At 70.2% G+C, this 13,890-nt stretch carries 11 protein-coding genes; 4 read left to right on the forward strand and 7 right to left on the reverse strand.

Features of this window, described 5'->3' with window-relative positions:
- Window positions 1–174 precede the first annotated feature (174 nt).
- From ahcY to OH146_RS04360, 3 genes are read right to left on the reverse strand one after another with little or no spacing between them, the layout of a single operon-like run.
- The gene (ahcY, locus tag OH146_RS04350) at window positions 175–1,653 is read right to left on the reverse strand and encodes an adenosylhomocysteinase (RefSeq protein WP_265157724.1); all 1,479 of its coding nucleotides are present in this window, start codon (window positions 1,651–1,653) and stop codon (window positions 175–177) included.
- A gap of 53 nt (window positions 1,654–1,706) precedes the next feature.
- Entirely contained in the window at window positions 1,707–3,119 is a 1,413-nt protein-coding gene (locus OH146_RS04355; RefSeq protein ID WP_265157726.1) for a phosphomannomutase/phosphoglucomutase, read from the reverse strand.
- Window positions 3,116–3,322: a DUF3499 family protein gene (locus OH146_RS04360; protein ID WP_265157728.1), complete on the reverse strand. Its 207-nt coding sequence runs from the start codon at window positions 3,320–3,322 to the stop codon at window positions 3,116–3,118. Before OH146_RS04360 ends, OH146_RS04355 begins: the two co-directional genes overlap by 4 nt.
- Window positions 3,323–3,346: 24 nt before the next feature.
- Between OH146_RS04360 and OH146_RS04365 the strand changes: the two genes are divergently transcribed.
- Window positions 3,347–3,781 (forward strand): metallopeptidase family protein, encoded by a 435-nt coding sequence (locus tag OH146_RS04365; protein WP_265157730.1) that lies wholly within the window; start codon window positions 3,347–3,349, stop codon window positions 3,779–3,781.
- Window positions 3,782–3,814: 33 nt separating this feature from the next.
- Here the strand turns inward: OH146_RS04365 and OH146_RS04370 are convergent, their stop codons facing one another.
- Genes OH146_RS04370 through OH146_RS04380 form a run of 3 tightly spaced genes read right to left on the reverse strand, consistent with a single transcriptional unit; the run spans window position 3,815 to window position 8,618 of the window.
- Window positions 3,815–5,362 carry a DUF5719 family protein gene (locus OH146_RS04370; RefSeq protein ID WP_265157732.1) on the reverse strand — a complete coding sequence of 516 codons (1,548 nt, stop codon included), beginning with the start codon at window positions 5,360–5,362 and terminating at the stop codon, window positions 3,815–3,817.
- Window positions 5,355–8,231 carry a glycosyltransferase family 2 protein gene (locus OH146_RS04375; RefSeq protein ID WP_265157733.1) on the reverse strand — a complete coding sequence of 959 codons (2,877 nt, stop codon included), beginning with the start codon at window positions 8,229–8,231 and terminating at the stop codon, window positions 5,355–5,357. Before OH146_RS04375 ends, OH146_RS04370 begins: the two co-directional genes overlap by 8 nt.
- A 60-nt stretch (window positions 8,232–8,291) precedes the next feature.
- Window positions 8,292–8,618: a WhiB family transcriptional regulator gene (locus OH146_RS04380; RefSeq protein WP_265157734.1), complete on the reverse strand. Its 327-nt coding sequence runs from the start codon at window positions 8,616–8,618 to the stop codon at window positions 8,292–8,294.
- Between the two features lie 363 nt (window positions 8,619–8,981).
- Between OH146_RS04380 and OH146_RS04385 the strand changes: the two genes are divergently transcribed.
- Window positions 8,982–9,953, forward strand: coding sequence for a GlxA family transcriptional regulator (locus tag OH146_RS04385; RefSeq protein WP_265157736.1), 972 nt, complete (start codon window positions 8,982–8,984; stop codon window positions 9,951–9,953).
- 17 nt (window positions 9,954–9,970) lie between these two features.
- Here the strand turns inward: OH146_RS04385 and manA are convergent, their stop codons facing one another.
- A complete protein-coding gene (gene manA, locus OH146_RS04390; RefSeq protein WP_265157738.1) occupies window positions 9,971–11,116 on the reverse strand; it encodes a mannose-6-phosphate isomerase, class I in 1,146 nt (381 codons plus the stop codon).
- Window positions 11,117–11,267: 151 nt separating this feature from the next.
- On the opposite strand from manA, the gene OH146_RS04395 reads away from it, so the two are divergent.
- Window positions 11,268–12,446, forward strand: coding sequence for an acyl-CoA dehydrogenase family protein (locus OH146_RS04395; protein WP_265157740.1), 1,179 nt, complete (start codon window positions 11,268–11,270; stop codon window positions 12,444–12,446).
- Window positions 12,447–12,477: 31 nt separating this feature from the next.
- On the forward strand, window positions 12,478–13,878 hold the full coding sequence (locus tag OH146_RS04400) for an O-antigen ligase family protein (protein WP_265157742.1): 1,401 nt from the start codon (window positions 12,478–12,480) through the stop codon (window positions 13,876–13,878).
- The last annotated feature ends 12 nt before the right edge of the window (window positions 13,879–13,890 follow it).

Consider the following 13,890-nt stretch of genomic DNA (forward strand, 5'->3'; position numbering starts at 1 on the left):
AAACACCGCGCAGTGCAGAAAACACCCCGCCGTGCAGAAAACACCGCGCCGTGCAAACACCGCGCAGTGCAGAAAACACCCCGCCGTGCAGAAAACACCCCGCCGTGCAGAAAACACCGCGCTGTAGCGCCGTGCGGATGCTGCGGCGCGGCCTTGCGGATGCTGCGGCGCGATCTAGTACCGGTAGTGGTCGACCTTGTACGGGCCAGCAGGGTCAACGCCGATGTAGGCGGCCTGCTCGGGTGTCAGCGTCGTGAGCTGCACGCCGAGCGCATCGAGGTGCAGTCGCGCGACCTTCTCGTCGAGGTGCTTCGGCAGCACATAGACCTGCTTCTCGTAGCGCTCATTGTGCGCGTAGAGCTCGATCTGGGCGAGCACCTGATTGGTGAAGGAGTTGCTCATGACGAACGACGGATGCCCCGTGGCGTTGCCGAGGTTCATGAGGCGCCCCTCGCTCAGCACGAGCACGCTTCGGCCCGTCGGCAGGCGCCACTCGTGCACCTGCTGTTTGATCTCGATGCGCTCGGCGCCCTCGAGCCGCTCAAGTCCCGCGACATCGATCTCGTTGTCGAAGTGGCCGACGTTGGCGACGATCGCGAGGTGCTTGAGGCCCAGCAGGTGCTCGACCGTGACGACGTCCTTGTTGCCCGTGCCGGTGACGACAATGTCGACGTCCCCGATGACGGACTCGAGCGTCGTCACCTGGTAGCCGTCCATAGCTGCCTGCAGCGCGCAGATGGGGTCGACCTCGCTCACGATGACGCGAGCGCCCTGGCCCCGCAGCGCCTCCGCGGCACCCTTGCCGACGTCGCCGTAGCCGCAGACGAAGGCGACCTTGCCGCCGATCAGCACGTCGGTCGCCCGGTTGAGGCCGTCCGGCAGGGAGTGGCGGATGCCGTACTTGTTGTCGAACTTCGACTTCGTCACGGAGTCATTGACGTTGATGGCGGCGAACTGCAGTTCCCCCGCCCGCGCGAGCTCGTAGAGGCGGTGCACGCCCGTCGTCGTCTCCTCCGTGACCCCCTGGATGTCGGCGGCGATGCGCGTCCAGCGGTCCTTCGAGGTGGCGAGGGAGCGACGCAGGGTGTCGAGAATCACGGTCCATTCGTGGGTGTCGCCCGCCGCAGCATCCGGAACCGCGCCCGCGAGCTCGAACTCGCGACCCTTGTGCACGAGGAGGGTCGCGTCACCCCCGTCGTCGAGGATCATGTTGGGGCCCGTCCAGTCGGCGCCGGCAGCGGATGCCTCGGCCGACCAGTCGAAGATCTGCTCGGTGCACCACCAGTAGTCCTCGAGGCTCTCGCCCTTCCAGGCGAAGACGGGGACGCCGCCCGGCGCCTCCGGCGTGCCGTCGCCGACGACGATCGCGGCGGCAGCTTCGTCCTGGGTGGAGAAGATGTTGCAGCTCGCCCAGCGCACCTGTGCGCCAAGAGCCGCGAGTGTCTCGATCAGCACGGCCGTCTGCACCGTCATGTGCAGGCTGCCGGCGATGCGGGCGCCCGCGAGCGGTTGTGAGGCGCCGAACTCCTCGCGCAGGGCCATGAGGCCTGGCATCTCGTTCTCCGCCAGGCGGAGCTGGTGGCGGCCGGACTCGGCGAGGCCGAGGTCGGCGACCTTGAAGTCGAAGTTCGTGGGGGCGCTGGAGGAGGGCATCCGCCAATTCTCGCAGATGCCGCCGTTCATCATTCAGGAACCGGCGAAGGCGACTACTGGCGGATGAGGGCGAGCACCCGGTCGCGCAGGCGCTCCATCTCGGGCTCGGTCGCGGCCTCCACGTTGAGCCGCAGGAGGGGCTCCGTGTTTGAGGGCCGCACGTTGAACCACCAGAAGCCCGCCTCGGATGCCCCGCTCACCGTGAGCCCGTCGAGCTCGTCGAACTCGCCCTCCGTCGTGAAGGCGTCGACGATGCGCGCGTAGGCGGCGGGGATGTCGGTCACGGTCGAATTGATCTCGCCGCTCTGGAAGTACGGGTTGAAGCGCTCGGCGAAACTCGAGAGCGTCTCCTCCTGGGCACCGAACTCGGCGAGCAGGTGCATGGCCGCGAGCATCCCGTTGTCGGCGCCCCAGAAGTCCTTGAAGTAGTAGTGGGCGGAGTGCTCCCCGCCGAAGACGGCGCCCGTCGCCGCCATCTCGTCCTTGATGAGGGAGTGGCCGACGCGGGTGCGCACGGGCATGGCCCCGGCGTCCTCGATCGTCTCCTTCACGAACCGCGAGGTGATGAGGTTGTGGATGACGCTGACGGATGCCGCGGGGTCGCTCTCGCGCGCCCGCCGGATTTCGCGCAGCGCGACGACCGCCGCAACGGCCGACGGGGTGACGGGTGCGCCCGTCTCGTCGACGACGAAGCAGCGGTCGGCGTCCCCGTCGAAGGCGAGCCCAAGGTCGGCGCCCTGCTCGACGACCGCCTTCTGCAGGTCGACGAGGTTCTCCGGTTCGAGCGGGTTGGCCTCGTGGTTGGGGAAGGTTCCGTCGAGTTCGAAGTAGAGCGGCAGCACCTCGATCGGCAGCTCCGGCAGGCCAGCGGCCGTTCCCAGCACGGCGGGTACCGTGAGCCCGCCCATGCCGTTGCCCGCATCGACGACGACACGGAGCGGGCGGATGCCGGAGAGGTCGACGAGGGAGCGGAGGTAGGCGGCGTAGTCGGCGAGCACGTCGCGCTCGCGCTGCTCGCCCGGCGAGGCGACCGGCTGGATGCCGTCGCGCAGGTAGGCGGTGGCACGGTCGCGGATGCCGCGAAGGCCCGTGTCGAAGCTGATGCCCTGGGCACCAGCGCGGCTGAACTTGATGCCGTTGTAGGTGGCCGGATTGTGACTGGCGGTGAACATGGCGGCCGGCGCGTCGAGGTGGCCTGAGGCGAAGTAGGTCTCGTCGGTCGAGCAGAGTCCGATCAGCACGACGTCGGCACCGCGGGCCCGCGCGCCCTGTGAGAAGGCGGCGGCGAAGCGAGGCGAGGAGTCGCGCATGTCGTGGCCGACGATGATGTCGCTGCCCGCAGCATCCACCTCGTCGACGAAGGCGGCGCCGAGCGCTTCGACCACTTCTTCGGTGAGCTGGCTACCGACCAGCCCCCGCACGTCGTAGGCCTTGATGAATGCGGAGAGATCGATGGGGTCGCTCATGCTCCCAAAGCTACATGACGGATGACCTGCCACCCCTGTGGGGCTGAGAGTCGCTCCGAGTGCCGCTCGCACAGGTCGTAGCTGTGCGGTTCGGCTTTCTGGCTGAGGGGGCCGAGCACCGCCATCGAGTCGGCGTAGTCGTAGGTGAGGGTCGAGATCGCGGCGCTCGTGCACGCGACCTTGCTGCAGGGCCGTCCGTCCATTTGGGTCCAGCCTAGACTGGGCTGATGGCAAGGACCCGCAGCACACGCGCATCGAAGCGCGGCGGCTGGCGCGATCGGCACGGCCGCGGCATCCGCGCCTCTGTGACCGGGCCGTACCTGCCCCCGCTTCGCACCCGCATCGACGTCTTCGACATGACGGTCGCGGCTGCGGCCGGCTACCTGAAGGACCTGTGGCCGGATGAGCTCGCCGAGGTGCGCTTCGAGGTCGCGGCTGTGCCCGTGCAGTCGGGTGGCACGGGCGTCGCCCGCTGGAGCGTCTACCCCTCGCAACAGCGCATCGTGCTCTACCGGCTGCCGATCGAGCGTCTCGCCCGCCTGCACCGCGACGACGAGTTGCACCGGCGCATGGTGATCGAGAGCTGCGTTTTCCGGGCCGTCGCGGAGCTGCTCGGCAAGGACCCCTGGGACCTCGCCCCGGACCGCTTCCGCCACTACTGAGCTGCGGATGCCCGCCCGTCTCTTGCTGCGCGGCTACGGGTAGACGACGATGGGGCTCGAGGATGGCGCCCTCGGGCTCACGCTGTGGGCTGTGATGGTGCCGGCGCTGAGGTAGCCGACGCTCGCGTGCATCCCGTCGACGCCCTCCAGGGTGTAGACGCCACCTTGCGCGACCTCGACGAAGACGGCGCTGCCCGCTTCGACGGTGACGGCAGCCTCCGCGTCGCCGCGGGTGAGCACCACGTCGGCGTCCTCGTCGCCGGGATTGTGGAGCGTGAGCACAGGGTTCGCGCCTCGCGCGACGGCGAGCAGCGCGGTGTCGTCGAGGGGCTGGGTTGCGGGCAGCCAGACGAAGTCGTTGTCCCCATCGCTCGCGACGGTCGCGACCCGTACTCCCGCGACGATCGGCACGTCGGAGGCGATCGAGGCGACGTAGCGTCCCGGCTCGAATCCGCCCACAGGCAGTTCCGTGACGCGGCCCGGATCGAGGGTGACGCTGATGTCGACGGGTGTCTCCTCGACGCTCTCACCCTCCTCCGTCACGGGGACCATAGTGACGACAGCGTGCGCCTGCGCCTCCCCCGGCACGAACATCCGGATGGCCGGATTGAGATCGAGATAGTCCTCGCCCGAAATCGCATCCTCGATGTCCTCCGGATCGGGGAGGATGACCCCCGGGATCGACAACTCGGTCGAGGGCTCCGCCGGTCCGGTCACGAAGTCGAGACCGCCGGGCTCGAGCGTGCGCACTGTCGACTGTTGCAACGTCGCGACCACGAGCGCCCCCTGGCTCTGCACGCGCACGACGGGGCTCGACAGCCCGGGCGCGAGGCCCGCGAGGGAGAACACCCGCTGCTCGCCCGCCGGGATTGCAATGCCGGAGGTTCCGGGCGCGCTCACGGCACCGGCATCCGAGTACACCGTGATGTCGACCCGTGCGGCGACCTCACCGGGGTTGACGATCGTGAGGATGCTCGTGCGACCCGTCGTCGTCGCGCCGCCCACCAGCCAGGTGTCGTCGCGCGGTTCGAGGCACTCTGCGGCAGCCGTGCCCACGAAGTCGCCGCTCGAAAGCGACTGCGACTGGCTCGCCGCGAGCAGGGCGTCCTCGTCACTGCCCGCGAGCGCGACGATCTCGCCGGTGTCCTCGCCGCCGTCGACATCGCGCGCTGGGGTCTCAGCGATGTCACCGTCGCTCGCACCGCTCGTGATGGTCGCCTCGCCGAGGGCGGATGCCGTGGTCGCCTGCGCACCCGTGTCATCCCCCAGCCGCAGGAGCGGGCCGGGGCACACCCTCGCCTGCTGTGCGGCGACGGGCGTCACGACGACGGCGGGGGGCTCGAGCGAGAGGGTCGGTAGGGGAAGCAGGATGGTCGCGGCGAGCACGACGGCGGCGACCGCGACGCCGATGAGGCCGGTGACGACGCGGGCGGAGACGATGGCGGCGCCCTTGAGGGTGCGGGGAGACCTGGCTGCCCCACTCGGCGTCGTCTCCGCGGGGGCAGCCGGCGTGGCGGGGTAGGTCAGGTCGATGTCGCCGACGTCGTCCTGCGGCTCGTGTGATCGCTGCGGGTCAGTCATCGAGATCCTCGTCGAAGGTCGTCGCGGGCCCCTCCCCCAGCGTCTGCATGCGCGTCGGCCGGCGGCGCTGCGTGGGCACCGCGAGGAGGAGCGTGATGAGGGCGATGCCGCCCTGCACTCCCGCGACGACTCGCCCCTCAAGCGTGTCGAGGGGTCCGGGCCGCTCCTCAGGCGCCGTGCGGGGCGGGTCGGCGATGCGCCAGAGCAAGCCCAGGTCGGTTTCGCCCACGGCCGTCACGTCGGCACTGCCGTCGAGCGAGTCGATCGTGCGCTGCGCAACCTGCTGCGCGGCCCCGCTCGGCTCGGCGGCCGGCGCCTCGCGGTCGGCGAGCACGACGAAACCGATGTGAAGCTCCTCGAGGTCGCCTTGCGGGTCGTAGGCGCCACGGGAGGCGAGGTTGCCGGCGAGGCGCGCGAGGGTGCGCTCGTCATCCGACAGGTCGACCGATGTCGCGGCGAGCGTCGATTGGTCCTCGAGGGTCGATCCCGTGCCGCGCTGTACGGTCGCGAGCAGGGCGCCCTCGGCTGTGGGGGTGAGCAGCAGGGTGCCGACGGCGGGGTCGGTGCGGGCCTCCGCCGCGACGACGGCCGGCACGAGGCGGGCGTCGCTCGGCTCGATGGCGGCGTGACCGAGGTGCATGGCGAGCAGGAGCGGCATCGAGAGGGCGAGCACCGCGAGGGATGCCACGACTCCCGCCCATCCGCCCGCCGGGTGGTCGCGGACGACGGGGCCGGCGGCAGCGAGCCCCTCGAGCGCGACGACGACGGCGCCGACGAGGCCGAGCCAGAACAGTGACAGGCCGCTGCCCGGCCACACGGGCACCGTCTCTGCGCCGAGAGCGGTAACAGCGATGTGCGTGCTGGCGACGGCCGTCGCGAAACCGAGGAGGGCAACCGCGAGGGCAGGAACGGCACGGCGGATGCCCGGCATCACGAGGGAGAGGAGCGCGAGGATGCCAACAGGGGCGAGCAAGGATGCCACGATGATGTGAGCGCCGACCCCGGGAAGCGCGAGCCGCGCAGCGGCATCCGTCCATCCACCGAGGCCCTCGCTCGCGCTCACGAGGGCGAGATGCCATCCCGAGGTCGCCCCCGCCGCGGCGGGCGCTCCCGGGTCGGCGAGCAAGGCGAGGGGCGTGCCGCGGAGGACTTGCTCGATCACGAGGGGGGCGAAGAGCGCCGCCGCGAGCACGGGCATGGCGATGAGTCGGCCGATGCCCTTCGGGCTCGCGATCATCCATGCGAGCCAGCCGAGGAGGAGGGCGGGAACGAGCACGGGGGCGCAGGCGGCGATGCCCGCGAAGAGGAGCGCCGCAAGGGCGGCGGAGGAGACGGAGCGGGCGCCCTTGAGGAGGGCCAGCAGGAACCACGGCAGCAGGATGTGCGCGATCGCAGAGGGCAGGTGGCCGCTCATGAGCGAGGCGATGTAGGGCGGCGCGAGCGACCACAGCACGGAGGCCACAAGGGGGATCCACGGCGAGCGGGTGATCCGGCGCGCGGCGAACCACGCCGTCATGGAGGCGAGCGGCAGAGCGAGAAGGTGGAAGGCGATGATGCTCAGCGACGGTTCCCAGAACGTCAGGGAGCCGAGCACAGCGACGATCGCTGCGAAAGGATCGGCGGGCCCGAAGAAGCCCGCACCGATGTCGCGCCAGCCGACTCCGACCGCCGACCAGAGGTCACCGACGCTCGCGCCGAGCGGCAGGAGGCCGCCACCCGTGGCGGCGCGGGCCGTGAGGAGCGGGCCGAAGGCGATGACCCCCGCAATCGCACCGAAGACGGCGACCCAGAGCCCGCCACCGCCCAGGTAGCCGATTCGCGGGTCGTCGACGACCGTGCCCGTGGCGGAGAACGCTTCGCGCGCCTGCCCTCGCCGCTCCCGCAACTCCGCGGCGGTGACCCGCAGCGGGGCGATCGCCTTCCAGCCGAGCCGCCGTGCCCGGCCGAGAGCACGACGTGCCGCCGGCACGCTGCCGTCGAAGGCGGCCACGACCGCCGCCGTGAACTCTCCGGGGATGCGCCCCGGCCGCTTGGCAAGTAGGTGCCAGATGCTGCGCAGCACGGCGAGAGGCAGCAGGCTCAGCCAGTGCACGGGAACCGCCAGGGCCGGCGAATAGACGAAGCGGCGGTGCAGCTGGGCGATGCGGGCAAGGCGCGCGTGCCGTCGCGGGTTTCCGTCGTGTCCGTCAAAGCGTTCCGGCCCGCCAAGCGCGGTGATCTTGGCGCCCGGCACGACCATGACGCGATGGCCTGCAAGCCGGGCCCGCACGCACAGGTCGAGCCCGGCGTCGATCGAGGGGAGGCCGGAGTCGAAGCCACCGAGAGCCTCGAAGACGGAGCGACGCACGAGCATCCCGTTGGCCGCGACGCCCATGACGTCCTCCGTGACGTCGTGCTGCGCCTGGTCGAGCTCTCCCTCCACGAGGGAGACGGATGCGCCGAAGCGCGTCATCGATTCCCCGAACTCCGCGATGACATCCGGCCGGTCCCAGGTCATGATCTTGGGTCCGGCGATGGCCACAGAGGGGGCGATCTCGACGGCTCCGAGCAGCTGTTCGAGTGCCCGAGGGTGGGGCGCGCTGTCGTGCGCGAGCAACCAGACCCACTCGGCATCCGGGTCCTGCACGGGGGTCCCAAGTACGGCGTGGCCAACGGCGGCGCCGAAAGTGGCGGGGGCGCGCGGCGGCAGCGTCATGAGCTGCGACGGTTGGGCTCGCGCCAGCAGCGCGGCCGTGTCGTCGCGCGAGGCGACATCGACGGCGATCAACTCGTCGGGGGTGCGTGTCTGTTCCGCGAGCCGCGAGAGGGTGCGTTCCAGCGTGTCGCCGCCGTTGCGGGCGACGAGCACGACGGTGACTCTCTGGCGCATCTGTCCGAGACTACGTGTTCACGTCGCCACAGCCCTCGAGACACGCAGGGCGGATGGCGCTCAGACGGCGCGCTTGCGGAGCTTGCGGCGCTCGCGCTCCGAAAGCCCGCCCCAGATGCCGAAGCGCTCGTCGTTGGCGAGGGCATACTCGAGGCACTGGGCCCGCACCTCGCAGGAGGCGCAGATCTTCTTGGCGTCGCGCGTTGAGCCGCCCTTCTCGGGGAAGAACGCCTCGGGGTCGGTCTGCGCGCAGAGCGAGTCGGCCTGCCAGGCGAGGGCGTTGTCGTCGTCATCGTCGCTGCGCCGCCGGACTCCGGGGACACCGAGCGACACAGGGTCGACGAACCAGTCGTCGGGGACTCCCCTCCGCTGTAGATCGGGCGCCATATCACACTCTCCCCTCGGCCTTGCGTGCGACGTGCGCGGAAAACGCATCGAAGTAATTACACTCGTGTAGTTCCCGCGCGTCAAGTCGCAAATCGTAAAGCCTCAACCCCTCATCGAGGGTTAGCGGGTGCATTTCGCTCCCGGCGCGTCGCTCCCCAGCGTCGCGTCGGAACTCGACGATACCCGTCCGATGCGAGCCCTCGCAGCGTGCCGACCGTTGCGATCACCACCACCGCGACGATTCCTGCCATCCAGATCTCCATGGCAGAAACGCTACGAGCATCGAAGATCTGTCACGAGTGGCAGTATCGCCATGGTTCGATAAAATCGTGCCATCTCACGTCGAGAGTGAAAGGGAAGCCCATGCTCAAGAAGGTCGTGCTCCTTGCAATCCCCGGCACGACGCCGTTCGAATTCGGCGTCATCTGCGAGGTCTTCGGCATCGACCGCAGCGACATGGGCGGGCCCGCCTTCGACTTCACGATCGCGACCGCGACCCCCGGCCCCGTGCGCACGAGCCTCGGCTACACGATGGAGATCACCCAGGACCTCTCGGTCGCCGCCGACGCCGACCTCGTCGCCGTGCCCGCCCACACGATCGGCGGATCCAGCGACACGGGGGACTACGACGAGGCATACCTCGAGGTCATTCGCGACGCCGAGCGACGCGGAGCCTGGGTGCTGAGCGTCTGCAGCGGCGCCTTCCTGCTCGGCGCCGCGGGCATCCTCGACGGCCGCCGCAGCACGACCCACTGGATGCACACCGAGCGCCTCGCGGTCGACTATCCGGGCACGCTGGTGGACCCCAACGTGCTCTTCGTGGATGACCGCCGCGTCGTCACGGGCGCGGGCACCGCCGCGGGCATCGACGCCGCCCTCCACGTCGTCCGCACCGAACTCGGGGCCGCCGTCGCCAATGTCGTCGCCCGCCGCATGGTCGTTCCGCCCCAGCGCGACGGCGGCCAAGCGCAGTACATCGGCAACCCCGTGCCCGAGCACCGGGGCGACTCCTTCGCTGCCGTCGCGGACTGGATGCTCGAGAACCTGCACGAGGACCTCACGATCGCCCATCTCGCCCGCAAGGCCCACATGTCAGCGCGCACCTTCGCCCGCCGCTTCCGAGCCGAGATGGGGGCCACCCCCGCCGCCTGGCTCAACCGCCAGCGGCTCCTGCGCGCCCAACAGCTGCTCGAACAGGGGCACCGCAGCCTCGAATCCATCGCCGCAGAATGCGGCTTCGGCACGGCGGCCGTCATGCGGCACCACTTCGTCAAGTCCCTGCAGACGACCCCGACCGCCTACCGGCGCACCTTCGGCCCGCGTGCCGCCGGATAACCCTCCAGAGGCACGTGTCAGCTGGCGGCCGCGGCCACGAGCAGCTCCCCGCCCGCGTCAGCGCGCACACTCGCCCGCTCCCCCGCCGGCACGTAGACGGCTTCGCCCCGCGAGAGAGCGAGCGGCGAAGCATCCGCTGCCGTGACCGTGCCGGAACCCTCCGAGGAGAGCACGATCGAGCGCGGCCCCGCGGTGAACTCGGCTCCGTCGCGCACGCGCACGAGCTCGAAGCCCGCACCCTGAGGGCGGAATGCCGTGACCCCGTCAGTGATGGGAAGCGCCGAGAGGAAGGGCGGCGGCAGCGGAGTGAAGTCCAGCACCGAGAGAAGCTCCGGCACGTCGACATGCTTGGGGGTGAGCCCCCCGCGCAGCACATTGTCGGAGGCCGTCATGAGCTCGATGCCGAGACCCGAGAGATAGGCGTGGATGTTGCCGGCCGGCAGGAAGAGCGCCTCGCCGCGCGAGAGGCTCACACGATTCAGCAGGAGTGCGATGACGACGCCGGGGTCACCCGGGTACTCAGCCGCGAGCATCCGCATCGTGTCGGCGGCGGGGCCAGAAGCGCTCTCGGCCGCCACCGCCGCCCGCTCCACCAGCGCGTCGACTCCCTCGCCGCGCGTGATGAGCCACTCGAACACCGCCGCGAGCGGCTCGGCCTCGACGCGCTCGGCGAGGCTCACAAGCGCGGGGTCGTCGCCCGCGAGTTCCCGGATGTCGGCGGCCGACAGGGCGGGATCACGGAAGCCGCACAGCGCGTCAAAGTGCTCACTGACGGCCACGATGATCTCGGGCTTCGCGTTGTCGTCCTTGTAGTTGCGATGCGGCGCGTCGAGCGGGATGCCCGCCGCGTTCTCCCGCTCGAAACCCCGGGCTGCCTGCTCGGGCGTCGGATGCGCCTGCAGCGAGAGCGGGCTCGCTGCAGCGAGGATCTTCAGCAGGTACGGCAGGCGGTCGCCGGCACCCTCGGCCGCCACAACCTCCTCAAGCGTCGGAGGGAGGCCCGCGGCATCCGCCCCCACGACCGCCGTGGGGCACCCCGGATGCGTGCCCAGCCACACCTCCGCCTCCGGGTCGCCCGAAGGGGCCTCGCCGCGGAACTCGGCGATCGCCGAGCGGGAACCCCACGCGTAGGGGCGGGGGTCATTGGTGATGCGGAGCAACATCACAACTCCTCAGGCAAATGCTTGACGGCGAGCTACAAACCTCCGGGGGGAGGCGCCGAGCGGCTTAGGACCAAAGTACCAACCACCTTGGGGAACGCAGGTAGCCCACCTAGGCTCCTCGCGTCCCGACCCATTCGACCACGGAGAACCCATGGCATTCGACACGCTCAGCTCCGACTTCTACGCCCTCGAGAGCACGCTCAGCGAGCAGGAGAAGAACTACCTCGCCGACCTGCGGGCATGGCTCGAGAGCGACATCAAGCCCATCGTCAACGACCACTGGAACCGTGCAGAGTTCCCCGCCGGGCTCGTGAAGGGCATGGCCGAGCACGGGGTCGCGGGTTTCGCGTGGGAGGAGACCCGGGCGTTCGAGAACTCGGCCGTCTTCCGCGGCTGGCTCGCGGTCGAGCTCGCGCGCATCGACGCAAGCGTGTGCACCTACATCGGCGTGCAGAACGGGCTCGCGATGGGGGCGATCGCCGAATGCGGCAGCAGCGAGCAGCGCGCCGAGTGGCTGCCCCGCATGGCCCGCGGCGAGGTCGTCGGCGCCTTCGGCCTCACGGAGCCGCTCTCGGGCAGCGACAGCGCGCAGGGCCTGCGCACGACCGCGACGCGCGAGGGCGACGAGTGGGTATTGAACGGCGAGAAGCGCTGGATCGGCAACGCGACCTTCAGCGACATCGTCGTCATCTGGGCGAAGGACACGGAGGACGGCCAGGTCAAGGGCTTCATCGTGCCCACCTCCACGCCCGGCTACACGGCCACCAAGATCGAGAACAAGCAGAGCCTGCGCATCGTGCAGAACGCCGACATCGTGCTCGACAACGTGCGCGTGCCGCACCCACTCAAGCTCGAGAACGCCAACAGCTTCAAGGACACCGCCAAGGTGCTGCGGGCCACGAGGGCGGATGTCGCGTGGACGGCCGTCGGCATCGCGATCGGCGCCTACGAGGCCGCCGTCGCCTACGCGGGCGAGCGCGTGCAGTTCGGCAAGGAGATCGGCGGGCACCAGCTCGTGCAGGACCTGCTCGTCAAGAGCCTCGGCAACATCACCGCCTCGCTCGCCATGTGCACGCGGGTGTCCGAGATGAGCGATGCGGGCACGCTGCGTGACGACCACTCGGCGCTCGCCAAGGCCTACTGCACGGCGCGCATGCGCGAGACCGTCAGCTGGTGCCGCGAGGTGCTCGGCGGCAACGGCATCGTCACCGACTACGACGTCGCCCGCTTCTTCGCCGACGCCGAGGCGATCTACTCCTACGAGGGCACGCGTGAGATGAACACCCTCATCGTCGGCCGCTCCATCACGGGCAAGGCCGCCTTCGTCTGAGCAGCTGCCGTCGGCGCGTAGGATCGAGTCCATGCCTCGCACCGCCGCCCCCGTCTCGCGTGGGATGCGGGCCTACGCCACGCTCGTGCTGTTCACGCTCCTGGCGGGTGACGCGTGGCGCAACTCGATCAGCTGGCTCGGCTGGGGCATCCTCATCGGGGCTCTCGCCCTCGCAGGCATCACGATGCTCGTGCGTCGCCGCCGCGACATCCGGCCCGACAGCATGCCGTACCCGCTGCTGGTCTTTCTCGGGCTCGCGACCGCGTCGATCGCCTGGTCGGCCTACCCGCAGTGGACGGCTCTCGGCGCGCTCGCGCAGTGGGTCACGACGGCCATCGCGGGGCTGCTGGCCCTGACGCTCGACTGGCGGGAGATGCTGCGCGTGCTCTCCCGCGCCGTCCGCCTCATCCTCGCCCTGTCGCTCCTCTTCGAGCTCGTCGTCGCCCTCTTCGTGCGGCAGCCCGTCTTCCCGTTCTTCACGGGGTGGACCGTCGATGAGGTGCCCATCATGTACGCCTGGTCGCGCGCCGACCTCTTCACGGGAGACCCCATCCAGGGCATCGTGGGCAACTCGAGCACGCTCGGCTTCATCGCGCTGCTCGGCCTCATCGTCTTCGCGATCGAGTGGTTCGTGGGGCGAGGGGCGGATGCCACGGCCGCCGATCCTCGAGGTGCCGACCTGCACGGTGCTGACATGCTCACCCCGCGTCACCGCCGTCTGCACGTGGCGGGGTGGTTCGCCGTCGCGGCCCTCGTGGTCGTGCTCACGGCGTCCGCCACCATCACGGTCGCGATCGTCGCGGTCCTCGCCGTGACGGGACTCGTGCAGCTCATGCACCGGGTGCCGGTCGGGCCGCCCCGGCTTGCGGCGGGGTCGGCCGCCCTCCTTGTTGCGGCGGGACTCGTGACCGTCGCCATCCTCATGCGGGAGAGCCTGCTCGGCCTACTCGGCAAGAGCGCCGATCTGACCGGTCGCCTCGATAACTGGCGCATCGTCGCCGATCTCGCTGCCGAGCGGCCCGTCGCTGGCTGGGGCTGGGTCAGCTACTGGATTCCGTGGGTGGAACCCTTCGACGGCCTCGTCATCCGCAACGACACGGAGCAGCTGCACGCCCACAACGCATGGCTCGACGCGTACCTGCAGCTCGGCGTGATCGGGGTCGTCGTGCTCGCCGCCCTCGTGCTCTCGGTCGCGACCCGGGCCTGGTTCATCGCCCTCGACGGCGCATCCGCCTCGCGCCCGGCTGACCGTGCCCTCGCGATGCTGCCGCTCCTGCTCGTGACGGTGCTCGTCGTGCAGAGCCTCGTGGAGAGCCGCCTGCTGCTCGAGTACGGCTGGTTCCTGCTCGCCTACCTCGCCTTCGCGACGAGGCGCGTGGCCGCCGGACCTGACGGGCCCGTGCGCTGGATGCCGCAGTCGCGCGTATCCTGACGGGCCCGCGCC

Source organism: Homoserinimonas sedimenticola (assembly GCF_026094475.1).
Taxonomy (GTDB): Bacteria; Actinomycetota; Actinomycetes; order Actinomycetales; family Microbacteriaceae; genus Homoserinimonas; species Homoserinimonas sedimenticola.